The organism is Salmonella sp. 32100201201700099SM, from assembly GCF_017572645.1.
GTDB classification, from domain to species: Bacteria; Pseudomonadota; Gammaproteobacteria; order Enterobacterales; family Enterobacteriaceae; genus Salmonella; species Salmonella enterica.
In genome coordinates this window covers 183,022-204,057 of record NZ_JAGERQ010000006.1, presented here as the reverse complement: position 1 = coordinate 204,057, position 21,036 = coordinate 183,022, and the positions used below count along the sequence as shown (strand labels likewise).

General features: G+C 51.7%; 20 protein-coding genes. 9 read left to right on the top strand and 11 right to left on the bottom strand.

Annotated elements, in window-relative coordinates:
- From hybO to J4685_RS12005, 5 genes are all read right to left on the bottom strand, one after another.
- Positions 1-1,119 carry a hydrogenase 2 small subunit gene (hybO, locus tag J4685_RS12025; RefSeq protein ID WP_000145427.1) on the bottom strand — a complete coding sequence of 373 codons (1,119 nt, stop codon included), beginning with the start codon at positions 1,117-1,119 and terminating at the stop codon, positions 1-3.
- Between the two features lie 189 nt (positions 1,120-1,308).
- Positions 1,309-1,596 (bottom strand): DUF2623 family protein, encoded by a 288-nt coding sequence (locus tag J4685_RS12020; RefSeq protein WP_001059119.1) that lies wholly within the window; start codon positions 1,594-1,596, stop codon positions 1,309-1,311.
- 84 nt (positions 1,597-1,680) lie between these two features.
- Positions 1,681-3,324 carry a methyl-accepting chemotaxis protein gene (locus J4685_RS12015; RefSeq protein ID WP_001238422.1) on the bottom strand — a complete coding sequence of 548 codons (1,644 nt, stop codon included), beginning with the start codon at positions 3,322-3,324 and terminating at the stop codon, positions 1,681-1,683.
- 306 nt (positions 3,325-3,630) lie between these two features.
- Positions 3,631-4,125, bottom strand: a complete 495-nt coding sequence (locus J4685_RS12010) for a TIGR00645 family protein (RefSeq protein ID WP_000439335.1) — start codon at positions 4,123-4,125, stop codon at positions 3,631-3,633.
- 217 nt (positions 4,126-4,342) lie between these two features.
- Entirely contained in the window at positions 4,343-4,846 is a 504-nt protein-coding gene (locus tag J4685_RS12005) for an ESA_00282 family adhesion-associated protein (RefSeq protein ID WP_001736383.1), read from the bottom strand.
- A gap of 103 nt (positions 4,847-4,949) precedes the next feature.
- On the opposite strand from J4685_RS12005, the gene J4685_RS12000 reads away from it, so the two are divergent.
- From J4685_RS12000 to J4685_RS11990, 3 genes are all read left to right on the top strand, one after another.
- Positions 4,950-5,360 (top strand): hypothetical protein, encoded by a 411-nt coding sequence (locus tag J4685_RS12000; RefSeq protein WP_000936453.1) that lies wholly within the window; start codon positions 4,950-4,952, stop codon positions 5,358-5,360.
- Positions 5,347-5,751 carry a hypothetical protein gene (locus J4685_RS11995; protein WP_000665650.1) on the top strand — a complete coding sequence of 135 codons (405 nt, stop codon included), beginning with the start codon at positions 5,347-5,349 and terminating at the stop codon, positions 5,749-5,751. Before J4685_RS12000 ends, J4685_RS11995 begins: the two co-directional genes overlap by 14 nt.
- A gap of 123 nt (positions 5,752-5,874) precedes the next feature.
- On the top strand, positions 5,875-6,759 hold the full coding sequence (locus tag J4685_RS11990; protein ID WP_000019032.1) for an SDR family oxidoreductase: 885 nt from the start codon (positions 5,875-5,877) through the stop codon (positions 6,757-6,759).
- A 112-nt stretch (positions 6,760-6,871) separates the two neighbouring features.
- On the opposite strand, the gene exbD is transcribed toward J4685_RS11990, so the two are convergent.
- On the bottom strand, positions 6,872-7,297 hold the full coding sequence (gene exbD / locus J4685_RS11985) for a TonB system transport protein ExbD (protein ID WP_001251476.1): 426 nt from the start codon (positions 7,295-7,297) through the stop codon (positions 6,872-6,874).
- A 6-nt stretch (positions 7,298-7,303) separates the two neighbouring features.
- The gene (gene exbB / locus J4685_RS11980) at positions 7,304-8,038 is read right to left on the bottom strand and encodes a tol-pal system-associated acyl-CoA thioesterase (RefSeq protein WP_000527858.1); all 735 of its coding nucleotides are present in this window, start codon (positions 8,036-8,038) and stop codon (positions 7,304-7,306) included.
- Positions 8,039-8,289: 251 nt separating this feature from the next.
- Here exbB and metC point away from each other — a divergent pair, with 251 nt between their 5' ends.
- Both metC and yghB read left to right on the top strand, forming a co-directional pair.
- Complete coding sequence (gene metC, locus J4685_RS11975) at positions 8,290-9,477, top strand: cystathionine beta-lyase (RefSeq protein ID WP_000130271.1); 1,188 nt, start codon at positions 8,290-8,292, stop codon at positions 9,475-9,477.
- Positions 9,478-9,616: 139 nt separating this feature from the next.
- Complete coding sequence (gene yghB / locus J4685_RS11970; protein WP_000268441.1) at positions 9,617-10,276, top strand: DedA family general envelope maintenance protein YghB; 660 nt, start codon at positions 9,617-9,619, stop codon at positions 10,274-10,276.
- 63 nt (positions 10,277-10,339) lie between these two features.
- Here the strand turns inward: yghB and J4685_RS11965 are convergent, their stop codons facing one another.
- Positions 10,340-11,239, bottom strand: a complete 900-nt coding sequence (locus J4685_RS11965; protein ID WP_024131586.1) for an AraC family transcriptional regulator — start codon at positions 11,237-11,239, stop codon at positions 10,340-10,342.
- 192 nt (positions 11,240-11,431) lie between these two features.
- Between J4685_RS11965 and yqhD the strand changes: the two genes are divergently transcribed.
- The 4 genes from yqhD to J4685_RS11945 all read left to right on the top strand — a co-directional run bounded on the left by yqhD (position 11,432) and on the right by J4685_RS11945 (position 15,679).
- Positions 11,432-12,595 carry an alcohol dehydrogenase gene (gene yqhD, locus J4685_RS11960; RefSeq protein WP_001058714.1) on the top strand — a complete coding sequence of 388 codons (1,164 nt, stop codon included), beginning with the start codon at positions 11,432-11,434 and terminating at the stop codon, positions 12,593-12,595.
- 105 nt (positions 12,596-12,700) lie between these two features.
- Positions 12,701-13,528 carry a 2,5-didehydrogluconate reductase DkgA gene (gene dkgA / locus J4685_RS11955; protein ID WP_000013100.1) on the top strand — a complete coding sequence of 276 codons (828 nt, stop codon included), beginning with the start codon at positions 12,701-12,703 and terminating at the stop codon, positions 13,526-13,528.
- A gap of 166 nt (positions 13,529-13,694) precedes the next feature.
- Positions 13,695-15,179, top strand: a complete 1,485-nt coding sequence (locus J4685_RS11950) for a DASS family sodium-coupled anion symporter (protein WP_162467026.1) — start codon at positions 13,695-13,697, stop codon at positions 15,177-15,179.
- 44 nt (positions 15,180-15,223) lie between these two features.
- Entirely contained in the window at positions 15,224-15,679 is a 456-nt protein-coding gene (locus tag J4685_RS11945; protein WP_000128238.1) for an HIT family protein, read from the top strand.
- Between the two features lie 135 nt (positions 15,680-15,814).
- On the opposite strand, the gene J4685_RS11940 is transcribed toward J4685_RS11945, so the two are convergent.
- The 3 genes from J4685_RS11940 to J4685_RS11930 all read right to left on the bottom strand — a co-directional run bounded on the left by J4685_RS11940 (position 15,815) and on the right by J4685_RS11930 (position 21,030).
- Entirely contained in the window at positions 15,815-17,986 is a 2,172-nt protein-coding gene (locus J4685_RS11940) for a YgiQ family radical SAM protein (RefSeq protein ID WP_001274466.1), read from the bottom strand.
- Between the two features lie 133 nt (positions 17,987-18,119).
- Positions 18,120-19,541, bottom strand: a complete 1,422-nt coding sequence (locus J4685_RS11935; RefSeq protein WP_000710521.1) for a DUF4459 domain-containing protein — start codon at positions 19,539-19,541, stop codon at positions 18,120-18,122.
- 64 nt (positions 19,542-19,605) lie between these two features.
- On the bottom strand, positions 19,606-21,030 hold the full coding sequence (locus tag J4685_RS11930) for a hypothetical protein (RefSeq protein ID WP_000384562.1): 1,425 nt from the start codon (positions 21,028-21,030) through the stop codon (positions 19,606-19,608).
- Between the last annotated feature and the right edge of the window lie 6 nt (positions 21,031-21,036).

Genomic DNA, 21,036 nt, shown 5'->3' with positions numbered 1-21,036 from the left:
TTATTCTCCCCGTGAGTCAGCGTTATCTTTCTTTTGCTGACGCCCCAGTTCACGTACCGCCATCACGCTGACGCCGGCAACCAGACCGACTACGCCGCCAAGCAGACCGACAGCGCCCGCAGAGATATTGCCGCCTTCTTTCATATTGACGTCAGGTTTCTCTGAACGCGGAGTTTGGTTTTCGACATGAGCAAGCTGGTGAATGCCCTTATGGAAGCCGATGCCTTCTTCGTTACAGCCATAGCAAGGATGACCGATCGCCACTGGCCAGACACCGCCAACGTCACAGAACTGTAACGTAGAACAGTTGCCCCAGGTTTCCGGCCCTTTACAGCCAAGATGGTAGAGACACCAGCCCTGACGGTGGCCTTCGTCGCCAAATTCTTTGGCAAAACGGCCTGCGTCGAAGTGTGGACGACGTTCGCAATGCTCATGAATCAGACGGCCATAGGCAAAGGTTGGACGATTTTTCGCATCCAGCTTCGGCGGCGTGCCGTAAGTGATGATGTGCGCGACGGTCGCCAGGAAGTTATGCGGGTTTGGCGGACAACCTGGAATATTGATAACCGTTTTGCCCGCTAAGACTTCCTGCAGACTGACAGCGCCGGTTGGGTTTACGCCAGCCGCAGCAACGCCACCCCATGCCGAGCAGGAACCGATAGCGATAATCGCGGCTGCGCCGTCGGCGGCTTTGCGGATGTGATCCACAATCGGCTCGCCGGCAACCATGCAGTAGATACCGTTATCTTTTAGTGGGATAGAACCATCCACCACCAGAACATATTGCCCTTTATACTTCTCCAGAGCGTTATGTTTGTTTTCTTCGACCTGGTGACCGAATGCGGCGGAAAGTACCTCGTGGTATTCCAGAGAGATGGTCTCCAGAACGAGGTTTTCAACGGTTGGGTGTGTAGCACGAAGCAGTGATTCGGTACAACCGGTACACTCCTGAGCGCCAATCCAGATAACGGGCGGACGCTGTGGATTAGATACCGATTCTGCCATTTCTGCGGCGGCTTTGCTACTGAGCCCCATAGTAGCGGCCAGTGCTGCACAAAGCTTCATGAAATCACGACGGTTAATGCCGTGAGAAGTGATGAGAGTATTATCTCCAGTCATTTTATAGTTATTCCGTTACGAAGACCTGGCTTTTATTTTGCACTGTTCGCGAAGAAGTTATTGCGATCGGTACGCCATTTACCACACTTTTTTTATGGTTATGTGCGCCATAATACTTCGACGGAACAGTAAAACGAAGGGAAGAGGCGATAGTGTAATTAATTAAAGCAAGATAATACCCCTGTTGGATCAACCTTCGAGTCGATAACCGGCCATAAAGAAGCGAACCGCCATCCCGGAATGATTCTCTTTAAAGAAATCCATCACCATTTCTTTATCCAGACCATAGCGACGCGTCAGAATTCCGGCCTCCCACGCGCTAAGTTGACGATCGCCGGTCTTTTCGAACATACGGTGTGTAAAACCCAATACAAAGCCACGTTTATACTCAGAACAGAAATTCACCGCATGATGCGCGCTATATGCATATGGCGCGTGCAACCCGGCCATTAACCCTTTCCCAAAATGATTATTCATCTGACCTCCTTAGTCGCTATATAATAAATTATATAGCGACTGGTTAAATGAAGGCCAGCGCATTACGCGCTTTTTTGCTTCACATCAGAAGGCAACCCATTCATCAGTAGACTGTGCGGGAGCCGACGCCATTCTCTGAACGCCAGGCGCCGCTTTCGCCGTTACGCGTTGTTGCGGCTCACTAGCGGAAAGCCGGAACTGCTGTACGGAGCGTTGCAAATCCTCCGTCTGCCGTTCCAGCGCCGCTGCCGCCGCGGAAACCTGCTCAACCAGCGCGGCGTTTTGTTGCGTAACGCTATCCATTTGCGTGATCGCCACGCCAACCTGAGAGATACCTTTACTCTGTTCTTCGGAGGCGGACGCGATCTGTTTCATAATCGTCGTCACTTCCGTGACGCCGCGCAGGATGGCGTCCATCGTCGCGCCGGTCTCCTGGACCAACTGCGCGCCCTGCGCTACGCGACGTGCCGATTCGCCAATTAAAGCTTCAATTTCTTTCGCCGCCCCCGCGCTGCGGCTGGCCAGGTTACGTACCTCACCGGCGACCACCGCGAAGCCACGTCCCTGCTCGCCCGCTCTGGCCGCTTCTACCGCTGCGTTCAAGGCCAGAATATTGGTCTGGAAAGCAATACTATTAATCACGGTAGTAATTTCGGCGATCTGCTGCGAACTGGCGGAAATACCGTCCATTGTTTCTACCACATCGGAAACCAGTTCACCGCCTTTTCCTGCCGTTAGCGAGGCGGCATCCGCAAGCTGACTCGCCTGGCGAGCGTGTTCGGCGTTCATTTTCACCGTTGCGGTAAGCTGTTCCATGCTGGCGGCAGTTTCTTCCAGCGCGGCGGCCTGTTCTTCCGTTCGGGAAGAGAGATCGTTATTACCGGTAGAAATTTCCGTCGCGCCGCGCCAGATATTGTCGCTTCCGGCGCGGATCGTACTGACGGCTTCGCGTAAACTGTCCTGCATCGCGCGCAGTAGCGGCACCAACCGGCCTACGCAGTTACGCCCCAACGCTTCAATCGGCTGGCTAAGATCGCCTTGCGCGATGCGCTGAAATTGCTGACGGATGCGCTCCAGCGGTTTCACCATCATTGCAACCAGATAGCGATCGGTAAAAATCAGGATAGCAATGCCCAGAATCACCGCCGTGATAAGCAGGATGCGGATGGTATAGGTTTTACCATCGACCATCACGCGGGTGTTATCCAGCATGGCGCCAGCTTCATGACTAAACCGTTCCGCGCTGGCGCCGAACGCGCGACTGAGTGCGGGCGTGACCGTACTGGCATGTTCGCTCCAGGCGGTCAGCGATCCTTGCTGCGCCAGTTGCATTTGAGGAACGACGCCTTTCTCCAGCAAGGCCTGCCAGTTGGACAAGACCGCCCTTGAGATATCAGGGTTCATCGGCCCTGGCGATAGCGCTTTCATCTCCTCCAGCTTCTGACGCATATTCTCGAGCGACTGCCGGGCGGGCGCAAAATCGGGCGTGCCGCCGCCGATTTTTACATCCATCGCGCGGCTAAGGCGGGTAACAAAGCGGAAATATTGATCGTTACCCTGGCTTAGCACCGTCATTTGCCGCACAAGATGCCGGTCAATATCATTTCCTTCCGAAACTTCGGATAAAGCATGGACGCTGTATAAACCCACCCCCGACCAGAGTAGACAAAAAAGTCCCAGTATCGTCAGCATGACCATACGAATAGTAAAGTTTTGCAGCAAACGCATATGAATTTCCTTGCTGAATATAAGAGATTAGTCATCAGACGATGACGCACTCTCGTTATCGGCAAGGCGCGGAGAATATATAATGCATTCTCCATTTTTTTACAGTTATCGCCGTTTACGTACCCGCAGATGTTATATATCTGTGAACACAGAGAAAATCTTTTAGTCTTATTACTGAGTAAATGAATAGATGTAGTAAAAATATTGCGTAAGGCTGCAGGGAGACGGTTATCCGCCGTTAAAGAAGCGCTGTTTTACAGCCGGGCTCAGCGTCCTTTGCCCGACTGCCCCGCCGTTGACGGCGGCTCAATGGTTATGCCGCGTCAATCTGTCCAGATAGCCCATAACGAATGCCGACAGGACAAAGGTCAGATGGATGATGACATACCACATTAATTTGTTATCCGGGACGTTTTTCGCGTCCATAAACACGCGTAACAGGTGAATGGAAGAGATAGCGACTATCGATGCCGCCACCTTATTTTTTAGCGAAGTCGCATCCATTTTCCCCAGCCAGTTCAGCTTCTCCTTGCCCGCAGAGATATCCAGCTGAGAGACAAAATTCTCATACCCGGAGAACATGACCATCACCAGCAATCCGCCGACCAGCGTCATATCAACCAGCGATAACAGCACCAGAATCAGATCGGCCTCCGCCAGGGCAAAAACGTTCGGCAGAACGTGTAGAATTTCCTGGAAAAATTTTAGCGCTAAAGCGATCAGCGCCAAAGAGAGGCCAAAATACACCGGCGCGAGCAGCCAGCGAGACGCATACATTACATTTTCAAGAAAGCGTTCCATAGGGACCTGTCAGGTAACTAAAACCAGCAACAGTATATCTCAACCATGCAACATCAGATCAACATGCAGTTAAGAGCCTATCCCACCAGGCGTTATTGGCGCAGCCAGTTTGGACACGGACAGCGCGCAAAAACCGGAGCGTACACGTAGTACGTGAGGATTTTGAGCACTGCCCAGGTCCAAAATGGCAAGTAAAATAGCCCTAATGGGATAGGCTCTAAATCTCATCCGGGTTAACCTGCGGGCGCTGATATTCCGGCCATACCAGCGCGACCAACGCCGGGTAGGCTTCAAGACTGAACTCACGAAAACACTGGCGTAAATTAAGGACGTCCAAATCCGAATACGGCACCTTTTCTCCGTTCAGACAACGCTTCTTTATATTGTCGTAATACTTATAAACGGCAGAGTTAAGGTCGCTGCAACGACGCTGTGCGTCAAATAATCCAGGCGTTTCATTCAACTCAGTCATTGTCATTCGTTTTATCGTTGCATGAAGGAAATCGATATATTCATGGTTAACGCGCCAGTACCATACCGGCGTTATCGAATTCATTAATACTGAGAAATGATCTTCGCCCTCTTCCTTTGTCATGGGTTCAGTTTGATTTAAATTTACGGTTTTTCCACCAGGACGTTTTTTATTAACCTCCCACATCAGGAAGAGTATCGCGCCGGTCAGTAATAGCAATATAATAACAGAATAAAAAATACTGTTCATAGCAGGCTCCATTTTTTTTGATTTTAAAATTACACCATGTTATTGTCAACGAAACCTACACTATTAAAAATAGTATACCACTGATCGTAAAGGATATTTAGTCATGCTTCCTGAGCATCTGGTTTCCTCTCATTTTCGCCTGTCATCGCCGCCCCCTGAAGCCACAGAAAACAGTAAAAATTTGTCTCAGGGAAAGACAAAACTCAGCGATTACGAGCCCGATATTTTAATTTGCGCTAACGCAACCGGGCAACACAGAAACGTATTATTTGAAGAACGCGACCGTCATATTAAAGAACGTCTGTATTGTGTGGCTAAAATTGAAACGTTTGCCCGCCTGATAAACGCACTACAGGCAGAAGGCGATATTGATGCCCAAACGCTAAGTAAAATACTGGCGGATAAAACCGCAATGATAAATGAAAAAGGTAATGCCATTTGGCTTAATTTAATCACTCGCGAAACCAATATGCCGCTATTTTATTCACTGGAAGATAAAGATGAAAGAAGTTGAAGACAATAACGTTTATTTGGCTTTAGACAACCATAAAAGTGATGAATTTATCTTAAAGCAAAATCTTGCAGCGCTAATCGCCAGTAAAAATGCCACCCTGGAAAAGGTAACGCAGGAAGTGGTATCCATACCGGCGGCGTTAGTGCTCCTGAAGTGGCAAAACCGACGAGAGATGTATGCGTTACAGGTCAAAGAGGAGATTTATGGCGCGACCATCAATGCTATTATCGAGCAGCATCCTGAATTACGAGACAAAATTATGTCTCGTCTTGAAAGTGACTGGCAGCATCTGCTGGCTCGCGAGACGGCAACCTTACGTCTGACGCGTAAGCTTTCCGATGGCGACTACCGGACGCGCAACGTCACCACAGTCGCACGGCAAGAAAAATAACCTTCATAGCTAGTTAACTCTGTTGTGAATACGGGCGAAGCATAAGGATCGTTCTGATTCTCCCTCTTACGGTAGTAAAAGTGTCTACGCTTAAAGGGTGTTCAACCTGAAGGGAGAAGCTCAATGTCTCATCTATATGACCCTACCACGCAGTATTACACCGGCGAGTATCCTAAGCAAAAACAGCCGGCGCCCGGCGTCCAGGCGAAAATGACGCCTGTTCCTGACTGTGGTGAAAAAAGTTATGTCGGCAGTGGTCGCCTTAAAGATCGTAAGGCGCTGGTGACAGGGGGCGACTCCGGGATTGGGCGCGCTGCCGCTATCGCTTACGCGCGTGAAGGCGCAGATGTCGCGATCAACTATCTGCCAGCGGAAGAAGAGGACGCCCAGCAGGTTAAAGCGCTGATTGAGGAGTGCGGCCGTAAAGCGGTGTTATTGCCGGGCGATCTTAGCGACGAATCTTTCGCCCGTTCGCTGGTCCATAAGGCGCGCGAAGCGCTGGGCGGGCTGGACATTCTGGCGCTGGTAGCCGGTAAACAGACGGCAATCCCGGAGATAAAAGATCTAACCAGCGAGCAATTTCAGCAAACCTTCGCCGTTAACGTTTTTGCCCTGTTCTGGATAACCCAGGAAGCGATTCCGCTGCTGCCAAAAGGCGCCAGTATTATCACAACGTCGTCTATCCAGGCCTATCAGCCCAGTCCGCACCTGCTGGATTATGCGGCAACCAAGGCGGCAATCCTTAATTACAGCCGCGGCCTGGCGAAACAGGTGGCGGAAAAAGGAATTCGCGTGAATATTGTCGCGCCTGGCCCTATCTGGACAGCGCTGCAAATTTCCGGCGGCCAAACACAGGATAAAATTCCGCAGTTTGGCCAGCAGACGCCAATGAAGCGGGCCGGTCAACCGGCAGAGCTGGCGCCGGTGTATGTCTATCTGGCAAGCCAGGAATCAAGTTACGTTACCGCAGAAGTGCACGGCGTGTGCGGCGGGGAACATTTAGGCTAACGCATGAAGTCGATTAAGGTGGCGCAATTCTGTTAAGCAAGGCGCCATCTTAGGCAATAAAAAAGCCGGGTGGCGACTTCGCCTTACCCGGCCTACAGCATCAGCAGAATACTTATTTCGCTTTCGCGGTCTCTTCGCCGACCAGACCAATCTTGAGATAGCCCGCCTGATGCAGCATATCCATCACTTTCATCAGGGTTTCATACTCTACGGTTTTATCCGCACGGAAGAAAATCGTAGTATCCTTTTTCCCTTCCGTCAGGGCCGTTAGCTCGGCAATCATCGTATCATCCGTCACCGGATCGTTACCGATAAACATGGTGTTATCCGCTTTCACCGACAGATAAACCGGTTTTTCCGGACGCGGCTGTGGCGTACTGGTAGAAGCGGGCAGATTCACCTTGACGTCCACCGTCGCCAGCGGCGCAGCCACCATAAAGATAATCAGCAGAACCAACATGACATCGATAAACGGCGTCACGTTGATTTCATGCATTTCGCCGTTGTCATCCAGGTTCTCGTTAAGACGCATTGCCATGACGCATTACCCTACCCGTAATTTCTGCGCGGCGCGTACCGGCTGCGCACTGGCGCTCGCATTCAGATCAAGATCGCGGCTTTGCAGCAGCAATACCTGCGCCGCCACGTCGCCCAGCGTCGCTTTGTAACTGCCTATCTGACATGCGAAGATGTTGTAAATGACGACCGCAGGGATCGCGGCTACCAGCCCAATCGCCGTCGCCAGCAGCGCTTCCGCAATACCAGGAGCGACCACCGCCAGGTTGGTGGTCTGCGTTTGCGCAATACCGATGAAGCTATTCATAATGCCCCATACGGTGCCAAACAACCCGACGAAGGGGGAAATGGCGCCGATCGTCGCCAGATAACCGTTGCCTCGTCCCATGTAGCGGCCAACCGCTGCGACGCGACGTTCCAGACGGAAGCCGGTACGTTCTTTAATCCCTTCGTTATCTTCGCTGCCCTGAGAGAGTTCCAGTTCATTCTGCGCTTCATTGATGAGCTGTGCGCTGAGGCTTTTTGCGCTGAAACCTGCCGCAATGTCGGAAGCCTGATCTAAAGAGCGCGCATCGGCTAATTGCAGTTGTTCGCGCTTTAAGCGGCGCTTTTGCGTGAAAAATTCAACGCTTTTACTGAAGAAGATAGCCCAAGTGACGACTGACGCCAGAATCAAACCAATCATCACGCACTTCACGACAATATCGGCGTGCTGATACATACCCCAGACGGAGAGATCCGTCTGCATCAAATTATTACCCACTCTGTATCTCCAGGACGCAAATCACAAAATCTGAGCATAATAATATCAAAACAACGTCGAATTGATAGTCGTTCTCATTACTATTTACATACTGCCGCACCTTTACTGCTTTTTCTTTGCGCTTACGCATTAAAAAAGCCACCTGTTTTTATTTTGGCAAAATTTTCATCTGTATCACACGTCGCCAGGGTGCAGATGGTTATATTCATGCTAGTTTAGACATCCAGACGGTTAAAATCAGGAAACGCAACATGACGGATAAACAGTTGGATACCAAACTGGTAAACGCAGGACGCAGCAAAAAATACACGCTTGGCTCAGTGAATAGTGTGATTCAACGCGCTTCTTCACTGGTGTTTGACACCGTCGAGGCCAAAAAACACGCTACCCGCAATCGCGCCAACGGCGAATTATTTTACGGACGCCGGGGAACGCTGACTCACTTTTCGCTCCAGGAAGCCATGTGTGAACTGGAAGGCGGCGCCGGATGCGCGCTCTTCCCGTGCGGTGCGGCGGCGGTCGCCAACACCATTCTGGCATTCGTTGAGCAGGGCGACCACATCCTGATGACCAACACAGCCTATGAACCCAGCCAGGATTTCTGCAGCAAAATTCTCGGCAAACTGGGCGTGACGACAAGCTGGTTCGACCCGCTCATCGGCGCTGATATCACGCAACATATTCAGCCGAACACGAAAGTCGTATTTCTGGAATCCCCCGGTTCTATTACCATGGAAGTACATGATATTCCGACCATTGTCAGTGCGGTCAGACGCGTCGCGCCAGAAGCCGTCATCATGATTGATAATACCTGGGCGGCTGGCGTTCTGTTCAAAGCTCTGGAATTCGATATTGATATTTCTATCCAGGCGGGCACTAAATATCTGATTGGTCATTCTGATGCGATGGTCGGTACTGCCGTTGCAAATACGCGCTGCTGGGAACAATTGCGGGAAAACGCCTATCTGATGGGGCAAATGCTCGACGCCGACACGGCTTATATGACCAGCCGCGGCCTGCGCACGCTCGGTGTCCGACTGCGCCAGCATCAAGAAAGCAGCCTCAAAATCGCCGCGTGGCTGGCGAACCATTCTCAGGTCGCGCGCGTTAATCATCCGGCCCTGCCGGGTAGCAAAGGTCATGCGTTCTGGAAACGAGACTTTACAGGCAGCAGCGGCCTGTTCTCCTTTGTGCTCAATAAAAAGCTGACCGAGGCAGAATTATCAGCCTATCTGGATAACTTTTCGCTGTTCAGTATGGCCTACTCCTGGGGAGGCTACGAATCGCTGATTATTGCTAATCAGCCGGAACAGATCGCCGCGATTCGTCCCGCAGGCGGCGTAGATTTTACCGGTACGCTGATTCGGGTGCATATTGGTTTAGAGAGTGTTGATGATTTGATCGCTGATTTAGCCGCCGGCTTCGCCAGAATTGTGTAAAGTTGCCGGGGATGGACATATATGCAGACAATTTCCGTGGAAAAGTCTGCGTTTGTTGCGTCCGGGATCAAGGCATCCCGGACGATTCAGGAGTACAATAGGCAGATAAAAGCGTAAATGCTGTTCCACAGGAAAGTTCATGGCTGTCATTCAAGATATTATCGCTGCGCTCTGGCAACATGATTTTGCCGCGCTGGCGAATCCACACGTTGTTAGCGTCGTCTACTTTGTCATGTTCGCCACGCTATTTTTAGAAAACGGTCTGCTGCCAGCGTCATTCTTACCCGGCGATAGTCTACTGCTACTGGCAGGCGCGTTGATCGCCCAGGATGTGATGCATTTTTTGCCGACGATTGGCATTCTCACCGCCGCGGCCAGTCTCGGCTGCTGGCTAAGTTATATCCAGGGACGCTGGCTCGGTAATACGCGTACCGTCAAAGGCTGGCTAGCGCAGCTTCCGGCAAAATATCATCAGCGCGCCACCTGCATGTTTGACCGTCACGGTTTGTTAGCGTTGCTTGCCGGGCGCTTTCTGGCGTTTGTCCGCACTCTGCTGCCAACAATGGCGGGTATTTCCGGCCTGTCCAACCGCCGGTTTCAGTTTTTTAACTGGTTAAGCGGCCTGCTGTGGGTGACTGTCGTGACCAGCTTCGGCTACGCGCTCAGTATGATCCCGTTTGTTAAGCGCCATGAAGACCAGGTAATGACATTTTTAATGATCCTTCCCGTCGCGCTACTGGTCGCCGGGCTGTTAGGTACGCTGGTCGTGGTGATTAAAAAGAAATACTGTAACGCCTGACGTATCCATAATCGGCCAGGATGGCCCGGTTACGCTTCGTTGACCCGTGGCGGGATGCCCCACTTAGCTCCCTTGCATTGTCCGCATTCTTGCCGCATCTTCGCCCGGCGTAACGCCAAAATAACGTTTAAACTCCCGGCTAAACTGCGATGCGCTCTCATAGCCGACCCGCATCGCCGCGACGCTGGCCTTCATACCGTCGTGAATCATCATCATCCGCGCTTTATGCAGTCGGTAGCTTTTTAAATACTGCAACGGCGAGGTGCTGGTGACCGCCTTAAAATTATGGTGAAACGCCGACACGCTCATGTTCGCTTCTGCCGCCAGTTGCTCAACATTCAGGTTCTCGGTGTATTTCATTTCGATCTGTTTAAGTACGCGACTGATCAGGCTAAAGTGCGTCTGGCGACTAACCAGCGCAAGCAGCGCCCCGCCGCGCGGCCCCATCAGCACATGATAAAGAATTTCGCGAATAATCTGTTTTCCCAGAATCCGCGCATCCAGCGGGCGCTCCATCACATCCAGCAATCTTTCCACCGCGCATAAAATCTCGTCCGACAGCGTGGCGGAGTTAATCCCGCTGGCCGCCATCGGCAACTGGAAACGCTCATCTTCGCCAATGTCCATGAGCAACTCTTGCAGTTGCAGCACATCAATGTCGAGCCGAATACCGGCCAACGGTACCTCCGGCGTCGCCCAGGTCTCGCATTCAAAAGGGAGCGGCACGGTCAGTAAGAGATATTCATTAGCGTCATAACGAAACTTGCGCTTGTTAATATAGCCAATTTTATGGCCGGAAAAGAGAAATATGATGCCAGGCTGATACATGACCGGCGTGCGCGGCCCCGGTTCAACACCATACAACAGACGAATACCCGCCAGCCGCTCGCTGATTATTTTATCATTATTTTTTAAATGATTAATTTTATCAGCCAACTGTAAGCAAATTGCTTCACGATTCATAACGCGCCATTTTTTCATCAAATCCACTCCGCTGGATTGTGCGCATTTTTAGCGATTTTCTCCAGCATTCTGGAGAAATAGGCAAAACATTGGCAGAAATGTGCATTGAGAGACATCCCTCACAAGACCACAATGATGACCATCAGGCAGACAGCCGCCTGCCCTCTTTTTACCCACATAAGGGAATGAGCAATGAACAATTTCAAATTACATACCCCTACCCGCATTCTGTTTGGTAAAGGCGCTATCGTCGATCTTCGCGATCAAATCCCGCAGGACGCCCGCGTGCTGATTACCTATGGCGGCGGTAGCGTGAAAAAGACCGGCGTACTGGCGCAAGTTCAGGAAGCGTTAAAAGGACTGGATGTTCGGGAGTTTGGCGGTATTGAACCGAACCCGTCCTATGAAACGCTGATGAAGGCCGTGCAGCTTGTGCGCGACGAAAATATTACCTTCCTGCTGGCCGTTGGCGGCGGTTCCGTACTGGACGGCACCAAATTTATCGCCGCAGCGGCGCAGTATACGGACGGCGTCGATCCGTGGCACATTCTGGAAACCGGTGGTACTGAGATTCGTAGCGCAATCCCGATTGGGTCTGTGCTAACCCTACCGGCAACCGGCTCAGAATCGAACGCCGGCGCAGTCATTTCCCGTAAAACCACTGGCGACAAACAGGCCTTCCACTCCTCGTTCGTGCAACCGGTGTTTGCCGTACTGGATCCGGTCTACACCTATACATTGCCGCCACGCCAGGTTGCGAACGGCGTCGTGGATGCTTTCGTCCATACCGTTGAGCAGTACGTCACTTACCCGGTTAACGGCAAAATTCAGGATCGTTTCGCCGAAGGCATTTTACTCACACTGATCGAAGAAGGTCCCAAAGCGCTGCAAGAGCCTGAAAACTATGACGTCCGCGCTAACGTGATGTGGGCCGCTACTCAGGCGTTAAATGGCCTGATTGGCGCTGGTGTTCCGCAGGACTGGGCGACGCATATGCTGGGCCATGAGCTTACCGCGATGCACGGTCTCGATCATGCCCAGACGCTGGCTATCATTCTGCCTGCGCTATGGAACGAAAAACGAGACGTTAAACGTGCAAAACTTCTGCAATATGCTGAACGTGTATGGAATATTACCGACGGTTCCGACGACGAGCGTATTGATGCCGCCATTGCCGCCACCCGCCGTTTCTTTGAACAGATGGGCGTGCCTACCCGCCTGTCCGATTACGGTCTGGATGGCAGCGCTATTCCGGCGCTACTGGCTAAACTTGAGGCGCATGGATGCACAAATTTAGGTGAAAATCAGGATATTACGCTGGATGTCAGCCGTCGGATTTATGAAGCGGCGCGCTAAGGTTTTTTCGCCTCTGACTTTCGTTTTTGGCCATTTCGTCCAGACTTAAGTCACTTAGTCTCGCCGGACCCGACTCCGGCGAGCCAATTAAAAGAGGAACACATCATGGCTAATCCAACCATTATCAGGCTACAGGATGGCAACGTAATGCCACAACTTGGGCTGGGAGTCTGGAAAGCAAGCAATGAAGAGGTGATCGCGGCGATTCATAAAGCGCTGGAGGTGGGCTATCGATCGATTGATACCGCCACAGCATATCAGAATGAAGAAGGCGTCGGCAAAGCGCTAAAAGCAGCGAGCGTAGCGCGGGAAGAGCTGTTTATCACCACCAAGTTGTGGAATGACGATCAAAAACGTCCCCGCGAAGCCCTGCAGGAGAGTCTGAAAAAACTGCAGCTTGATTATCTCGATCTCTATCTGATGCACTGGCCCGTACCGGCTATCGATCACTATGTCGACGCCTGGAAAGGCATGATCGCGCTGCAAAAAGAGGGGCTGGTAAAGAGTATCGGGGTCTGTAACTTTCAGATCCATCACCTCCAGCGTCTGATCGATGAAACCGGCGTTACCCCTGTGATCAACCAGATCGAGCTTCACCCCTTGATGCAACAGCGCCAGCTACATGCGTGGAATGCGACGCATAAAATCCAGACCGAGTCCTGGAGCCCGCTGGCGCAGGGTGGCGAAGGCGTATTCGATCAGAAAGTGATTCGCGAACTGGCGGATAAATACGGCAAAACGCCCGCCCAGATTGTTATTCGCTGGCATCTGGACTGCGGGCTGGTCGTCATTCCGAAATCCGTCACCCCTTCCCGTATCGCGGAAAACTTTGCTGTCTGGGATTTCCGTCTCGATAAAGATGAATTAGGCGAGATCGCAAAACTGGATCAAGGAAAACGCCTCGGCCCCGATCCGGATCAGTTCGGCGGTTAAGCCGGATTTATCGCACGCCATGCCCGACGATGTCGTCGGGCTTTTTTGCATTCCGAAACATTAAGAAACAATTACGCGCATTTAACAGTATATTTCCTCCCACACACAAGCGCAGAATTATTCTGATTTTGTGAATATTTATTCACATTTATTGTGAATTTACTTAATACATATAAAATATTTATGGATGTGTGATTGTGGCGAAAAAAAATCTCAGGGCGTCAAATGGCTCCCATTAATTCTTATTCTGGTTATCGCCGCCGGACTGTGGCAGCTAACGCCCCCTTCCGGGTTAAGCGCGCCGGCCTGGCATTCCGCGATTATTTTTGTCGCGACGATCGCCTCTATCGTGGCGAAAGTGCTGCCTATTGGCGCGGTCGGTATTATTGGCATCACCGTCTTTGCGCTCGCCTATGCTGCCGGCGACAAAACGGCCAGCGGCGCGATTACCACGGCCTTGAGCGAGCTGAACAGTTCGCTGATCTGGCTTATCGTCGTCGCCTTTATGATTGCCCGTGGGTTTATCAAAACCGGGCTGGGTCGGCGTATCGCCCTACAAATGATCCGTCTGTTAGGTAAACGAACGCTGGGTCTGGCTTATGGTCTGGCGTTTGCCGATCTGATCCTCTCCCCCGCGATGCCCAGTAACACCGCGCGCTGCGGCGGCGTGATTTACCCGATCGCCGACTCGCTGGCGCGCAGCTTTGATTCACATCCGGAAGATGAGTCTCGCAGCAAAATCGGCACCTTTCTGATCACCTGTATTGGCAATGTTAACGACGTCACTGCCGCACTGTTTATGACCGGTTATACGGGTAACCTGCTGGCGGTAAAACTGGCGGCGAACGCCGGCGTTACGTTGAGCTGGGGAAGCTGGTTTATCGCCGCGCTCCTGCCTTGCCTGGTCTCTTTTCTTATCGTCCCGCTGCTGGTCTACTGGCTGACCCGTCCGGAAATTAAACATACGCCGGATGCGCCGGATTTGGCGCGCAAAGAGCTGGCGCAAATGGGCAGTATGACGCGCGGCGAGTGGCTGATGCTGGCGACCGTCGGCGTGTTGCTGGTGCTATGGATTTTTGGCAGCTCGCTCGGCGTGGATGCCACGACGGCCTCTTTTGTCGGTCTCTCTATTTTATTACTGAGCGGCGTGCTCACCTGGGAAGACGTTAAAAGCGAAAAAGGCGCCTGGGATACGTTGATTTGGTTTGCCGCGCTGCTGATGATGGCTAACCAGTTGAAGAAACTAGGATTCACCAGTTGGTTTGGCAACCTGATTGGCGACAGCATCGGCAGTACGATGCATGGAACCAGTTGGATAATCATCCTGCTGCTGCTTAACGCAGCCTATTTTTATACCCACTATTTTTTCGCCAGCGGCAACGCGCAAATCGCCGCGCTGTATGCGGTGTTTCTGGGTGTCGGCCTGCATCTGAATATACCGGCGGCGCCGATGGCGCTCATGCTGGCGTTTACCAGCAGCCTGTACTGCTCTCTTACGCAGTATACCCACGCACGCGGCCCCATTCTTTTTGGCGCCGGCTATGTACCGACGGGCGTCTGGTGGCGAACGGGATTTATTATCAGCCTCTTTAACCAGGCGGTCTTTTTGACAGTCGGCCTCGCATGGTGGAAAGTGTTAGGGTTGTATTAAACGCTTAACGCATCGATAACCCCCTCGGTTAACGGAGAAATGGAATGACCTGCATTTTCTGTCAAATAGTTGAAGGTAAAGCACCTTGTCATAAAGTTTGGGAAGATGAGCATCACCTGGCTTTTTTGTCGATTTTTCCGAATACCGATGGGTTTACCGTAGTGATCCCGAAAAAACATTACCCCAGCTACGCGTTCGATCTACCGCCGCAGGCGTTAGCGGACCTGATGCTGGCGACCCAAAAAGTGGCTAAGAAACTGGATAAGGCTTTCCCGGATGTCAGTCGTACGGGAATGTTCTTCGAAGGTTTCGGCGTAGACCATGTGCACAGTAAATTAAGCCCCATGCACGGTACTGGCGATTTAGCCCACTGGAAACCGATTGAATCGCGGCAGAATAAATTTTTCGAACAGTATGAAGGATATCTGTCGTCACACGATCATGAACGGGCAGATGATGAGAAACTGGCCGCGCTGGCGGCCAGAATTCGTGAGGCATAAATACGGAGCACTTCTGCCGGATGGTGTTCGGCCTGGGTCGATCTGTGGGCCTGATAAACGCAGCGCCATCAGGCAAAATAATTGCTGGATCGCGGCTTCGCCTTATCCAGCCTGACAGGATACCTGTAAAACCGTTTAACGCCCCGCGCCTTTCCCGCGCTTCTTATTAGCAGCAAGCCCCTGCCGCTGATGTTCCACCGGCGTATGCTTGGTCAACGCCGGGCGGGTATTGCGGTTCTGGCGACGCGCTTCGCGCATCTCTTCAATGGTCGGCGCAGGCACCAGACACTCACGGCGACCGCCAATCAGGTGCTTTTTGCCCATCGCTTCCAGCGCCTGGCGAATCAGCGGCCAGTTCGCCGGATCGTGATAACGCAGCAGCGCCTTATGCAGGCGACGTTGCCTGTCTCCCTTCGGCACCACCACATCTTCACTCTTATAACCAATTTTACCCAGCGGGTTTTTGCCGGTGTAATACATGGTGGTCGAATTCGCCAACGGCGACGGGTAGAAGTTCTGCACCTGATCCAGACGGAAGCGGTGGCGCTTCAGCCATAGCGCCAGATTCACCATATCTTCGTCCCGCGTGCCCGGATGCGCAGAGATAAAATACGGGATCAGATACTGCTCTTTTCCGGCCTGTTTAGAGTAAAGGTCAAATAACTCTTTAAAGCGATCGTAGCTGCCCATCCCCGGCTTCATCATTTTCGACAGCGGACCTTCTTCAGTATGCTCCGGCGCAATCTTCAGATAGCCGCCCACATGATGGCTTGCCAGCTCTTTAATGTAGCGAGGATCTTCTACGGCGATGTCGTAGCGCACGCCGGAGGCAATTAAGATTTTCTTAATGCCTTTCAGCTCACGGGCGCGGCGATACAGGTTAATGGTCGGCGTATGGTCAGTATCCATATGCGGACAGATATCCGGATAGACGCACGACAGGCGACGACAGGTCTGCTCCGCACGCGGCGACTTACAGCGCAGCATATACATGTTCGCGGTAGGGCCGCCCAGATCGGAGATCACGCCGGTAAACCCCGGCACCGTGTCGCGGATCGCTTCTATCTCATTGATGATCGAATCTTCCGAGCGGCTCTGAATGATGCGCCCTTCATGTTCAGTGATCGAGCAGAAAGAACAGCCGCCAAAGCAGCCACGCATAATATTGATCGAAAAGCGGATCATCTCATAGGCCGGAATACGGGCATTGCCGTAAGCCGGGTGCGGCACGCGCTGATACGGCAGCGCAAACACGCTATCCATCTCTTCAGTGGAGAGCGGTATGGCGGGCGGGTTGATCCAGACATAGCGGTCGCCGTGTTTTTGCATCAGCGCCCGCGCGCAGCCAGGGTTAGTTTCGTGATGCAGAATACGTGACGCATGGGCGTACAGCACCTTGTCGCCTTTCACCTTTTCAAAGGATGGCAGCAGGATATAGGTTTTTTCCCACGGCTTCGGACGCGGCGGCTGCACGGTAATCGCCTTGGCTTCTTGCTTTTTCGGCGCGACGGGTTTGTTGTCGGCGCACGGCAGGTCTTCGCCATAGGGATGGGGAATTGGATCGATTTTACCCGGCGTGTCCAGACGAGTGGAGTCGACGCCGCTCCAGCCAGGCAGAGCTTCTTTAACCATAATCGCAGTGTTACGCACGTCGCGAATCTGATCGATGGTTTCGCCCATTGCCAGACGGTGCGCCACTTCCACCAGCGGACGCTCACCGTTGCCAAACATCAGCATGTCGGCTTTGGAATCAACTAACACTGAACGACGCACAGTATCAGACCAGTAGTCGTAATGCGCGGTACGGCGCAGACTGGCCTCAATGCCGACAAGGATCATCGGGACATCTTTCCACGCTTCTTTGCAACGCTGGGTATAGACCAGCGTGGCGCGGTCCGGGCGTTTGCCCGCGACGTTATCCGGGGTGTAGGCGTCATCGTGGCGCAGCTTACGGTCAGCGGTGTAACGGTTGATCATCGAGTCCATGTTGCCAGCAGTGACGCCGAAGAACAGGTTCGGTTTACCCAGACGCATAAAGTCGTCTTTGCTGTTCCAGTCCGGCTGGGCGATGATCCCCACGCGGAAGCCCTGCGCTTCCAGCATACGGCCGCAAATCGCCATGCCGAAGCTCGGATGATCGACATACGCGTCGCCCGTCACCAGAATGATGTCGCAGCTATCCCAGCCAAGTTGATCCATCTCTTCACGTGACATCGGCAAAAACGGCGCCGGCCCAAAACAGGCGGCCCAGTACTGCGGCCAGGAGAAAAGGTCGCGATCCGGTTGGATCAGGGAGATAGCGCTCATATTGCTTCCAAAAAATTGGCAAAAAAATAATCAAAGGTCGGGGATTATAAGCTGGAATGGAAGAGAAATCGAATTGATTGGTGAGGCTGCACTCTGTAGCGGGGCCGATTGCCTGCCCCGTCGGTTATCGTACTTATGGACGAGCAGGCATATCTGCTACTTTGATAATAGGATTTTGTTCTTCGAGCAAATTCAACAGTACCGGCGTGACATGATACATGGATTCTGCAATCATGACTTTCCCTCGCAGGGTGATTTTCTTCCCTATAAACCGTTGATAATAATTGTATTTTTCAGGCGGAAGAATGAGCTGGACATAGCGATCCCAGTCAGGTTGGTCCATCATGGCCCCTGCCACACACTGAAGGTTTATTGTTTTTAATTCGAGATCTTTATCCGAGTGTTGGCCTTGATTATCTTCAATGACGTGCTCGCGTTTGACCATCATACCTTCCAGTTCAATCGTGTCACCCTCTTTGTTGCAGGAAGAATCAAAGTTCACATAAGCGAGAACATATTTCCCTTTCTTTTCATCAAACTCAAAAGTGGAATTGTAATAAATACCTAAAGGTTCGCTGTATAAAAAGGAGTAGCGCTTATAGCTCTCGATATCGCGTTGACAGTTTCCGCCGCCATTGATCATTAAGTCTCTGTATTTTTGCCATACTTTTTCTAAATTGATTGGCTGATCTGCACCAGTCGTAAGGTATTCTGCCGTATTGTCCATGACATATTTGATATTATTCGCTTTCAGCGCCTCACAAAAATCGGTTGTGTTCTGAATATACAGCGCCTTTTTACGCTGTGACTCAGGAGAAAGCAGCTCTTTGAGGAGTTTGATATTACGATGCTCTGTCTCGGTAATGAGGTAATCAACGTTCGCATAGCGTGGGCGATACCACGGCTGCTGTCGGAAGTACCGATCCATCTCACCGCCCGGTCTGAAAATATAACCGTGACGAGCATAAATCTCATTAAGCATAATTTTAAGATCGGCTATCGAGGTTGCGCTGGTTTGCACGCTTCTTACCTGAAGCCAGGTCCGCGAGGCTTCAGGAAATCGGCCTTCCAGCGTGATGTGCTCTATCTGCGGTGCAAAAGCAAGATAGCTGCCGTAATCCAACAGAGTTCCCTTCGTCCCCATGGGAATGAGTCCTTTTCTTTTAGGCGTCACGAGAAAATCGATACAGCGCATATGTTCACTTCCAGTAATCACCGAATGATCATTCTCTTGTTCAAAAAACTGGATGTCACACCACGGCGCGCCATGCATCGTAGAAAAATCGTCAGGAACCACGCGCTGCCATTTTCGAACGTCGGGCAACTCAGCGTAAAACCCGAGCCACTCATCTGCAGTGGCGGTATAATCGTCGTTTTCGCTGCCATAAAAGGGTTCGCGACTGTCACCGAAAAAGGTAAAGTCATTAAGCGTGTAGTCTGTGACCTTGCCCTGAAAATAGATTTTTTTATTTTCGCTCTCAGGGCGGAATTTTAGTTCCGCATTAGCTGAGAAGATAAACAGGCACATAAATATAAATAAAAAACATTTTTTCATTATTTACCACTCCCTGTATCTCTCTTAACAATCAATGTAACGTTAATTATCAGAGCACGGCATATCAGTCTAAATCGGCGCACTGCTGTGCTAATTTTATACGCACATTGGTACGCCGCGTATCTTCTGGTGGATACACCTTATCGATCATTGCGTTAAGCTTGTTACAGCCCAACCAGGCCATCCGGTAGGCAGTCAACAGGCTATGTCTTTCATCCTGGTAATCAAGGCTGGCTACAATAAGGGCTTCCGGCAACGCCGTATGTTGCTGTTGCATACTTTGCAGTATCCCCGCCAGAATATCCGGCGGCAGCGCGTCCTCTTTCGAGGCTGTATGCAATGTGCGTGAAATCAGGAAATTCCAGCCGTCCGTCAACTTATCCTGAGGGATGTGCTGCCAGTTCAGCATCTGCCCTTTCACCAACGCACGCAGCGTCTCGCCATCCGCATCACTAAACAGCGACGCCAGCAGATTTTTATTCGGATAAATCGATTGCCCCAGCACCTGCGGCGTCAGTTTTATCTGGGCAAGCAGCGCTTTAGTTTGCCCCTGCAACAAGAAATAATATGCGCGATACAGCGGATTTTGCGCTTCACGCCGCTGCCAGAAAAAGGCCAGAGTCTCTTTATCCTGAAGCTGTATCGCCCTCGAACAGGCTTCATCGGTGAGGAGATCGGGCATGACCCGTAGTAGAACGTCGGCCATCTCAAAAAAAGTCTGGCGAACTCCCTCAGGTTTAAAACGGGGCATGGGGAGATACTCCAACGGATTTTGCTGCCGTAAGATGGTGCGATTTGCCTGCGCCTGCGGGGAGTCGCCCGTGAGCTGCTCGCTAAAAATACGCACCGCAGTGATATTGCCACTCTCAAAAGCAGCAAAAAATGGCGCATTGACGAAATAGCCATCTTCCCGCGAAATACTAAAAGGCGATGCCACACGTGCAGTCAGAGCGCGCAAGTTTTTTTCTGATATGCCTGGCGCTTTTACCGCCTGAACCAGTGTCTGTTCCAACGTACTGTTATCATGAATGCTCTCTAACTGACGCAGGTCGCCTGCCTGAACCTGCCTGAGCAACTGCGCAATATTTTGCTGTTGCCATTGATAGCTAATAGCACGCCACAGCTCCGGCATCACCGGGCACAGCACCCCAATGAACACAATATGGCACAGTAGCCATGCGGGCCACGGCTTGCGCAGCCAGGTTCCCAGCAGCAGCGCGGGCAGCAAGCCCGCCCAACTCAGAATCGGCAACAGGAGCATCAACATCCATACCGTGCCTGTTTGACTCAACAACTGGGTGTACTGCAACGTGGGTAACAGCAATACCACGAATGCCCACTGTGGTAGTAATACCCACAGCAAAATCTGTCGGCTGCGTTTTTTGGAAAACATCAGGATCAGCAGTGATGCCACCGCAGCGGCATACCCCCACGGTAGAACACAAAACATCAGCAGTTCAGAGCCAAGCCATCGATTAATATAATCCATTTACTA

Coding starts and splice junctions, on each gene's coding strand:
- J4685_RS12015 (WP_001238422.1), bottom strand. CDS start 3,324: ATGCGTTTGCTGCAAAACTTTACTATTCGTATGGTCATGCTGACGATA.
- yghB (WP_000268441.1), top strand. CDS start 9,617: ATGGCTGTCATTCAAGATATTATCGCTGCGCTCTGGCAACATGATTTT.
- J4685_RS12000 (WP_000936453.1), top strand. CDS start 4,950: ATGCTTCCTGAGCATCTGGTTTCCTCTCATTTTCGCCTGTCATCGCCG.
- exbD (WP_001251476.1), bottom strand. CDS start 7,297: ATGGCAATGCGTCTTAACGAGAACCTGGATGACAACGGCGAAATGCAT.
- J4685_RS11965 (WP_024131586.1), bottom strand. CDS start 11,239: ATGAATCGTGAAGCAATTTGCTTACAGTTGGCTGATAAAATTAATCAT.
- metC (WP_000130271.1), top strand. CDS start 8,290: ATGACGGATAAACAGTTGGATACCAAACTGGTAAACGCAGGACGCAGC.
- J4685_RS11995 (WP_000665650.1), top strand. CDS start 5,347: ATGAAAGAAGTTGAAGACAATAACGTTTATTTGGCTTTAGACAACCAT.
- J4685_RS11930 (WP_000384562.1), bottom strand. CDS start 21,030: ATGGATTATATTAATCGATGGCTTGGCTCTGAACTGCTGATGTTTTGT.
- J4685_RS12005 (WP_001736383.1), bottom strand. CDS start 4,846: ATGAACAGTATTTTTTATTCTGTTATTATATTGCTATTACTGACCGGC.
- dkgA (WP_000013100.1), top strand. CDS start 12,701: ATGGCTAATCCAACCATTATCAGGCTACAGGATGGCAACGTAATGCCA.
- J4685_RS11990 (WP_000019032.1), top strand. CDS start 5,875: ATGTCTCATCTATATGACCCTACCACGCAGTATTACACCGGCGAGTAT.
- J4685_RS11935 (WP_000710521.1), bottom strand. CDS start 19,541: ATGAAAAAATGTTTTTTATTTATATTTATGTGCCTGTTTATCTTCTCA.
- hybO (WP_000145427.1), bottom strand. CDS start 1,119: ATGACTGGAGATAATACTCTCATCACTTCTCACGGCATTAACCGTCGT.
- J4685_RS11945 (WP_000128238.1), top strand. CDS start 15,224: ATGACCTGCATTTTCTGTCAAATAGTTGAAGGTAAAGCACCTTGTCAT.
- J4685_RS11940 (WP_001274466.1), bottom strand. CDS start 17,986: ATGAGCGCTATCTCCCTGATCCAACCGGATCGCGACCTTTTCTCCTGG.
- J4685_RS12020 (WP_001059119.1), bottom strand. CDS start 1,596: ATGAATAATCATTTTGGGAAAGGGTTAATGGCCGGGTTGCACGCGCCA.
- yqhD (WP_001058714.1), top strand. CDS start 11,432: ATGAACAATTTCAAATTACATACCCCTACCCGCATTCTGTTTGGTAAA.
- J4685_RS12010 (WP_000439335.1), bottom strand. CDS start 4,125: ATGGAACGCTTTCTTGAAAATGTAATGTATGCGTCTCGCTGGCTGCTC.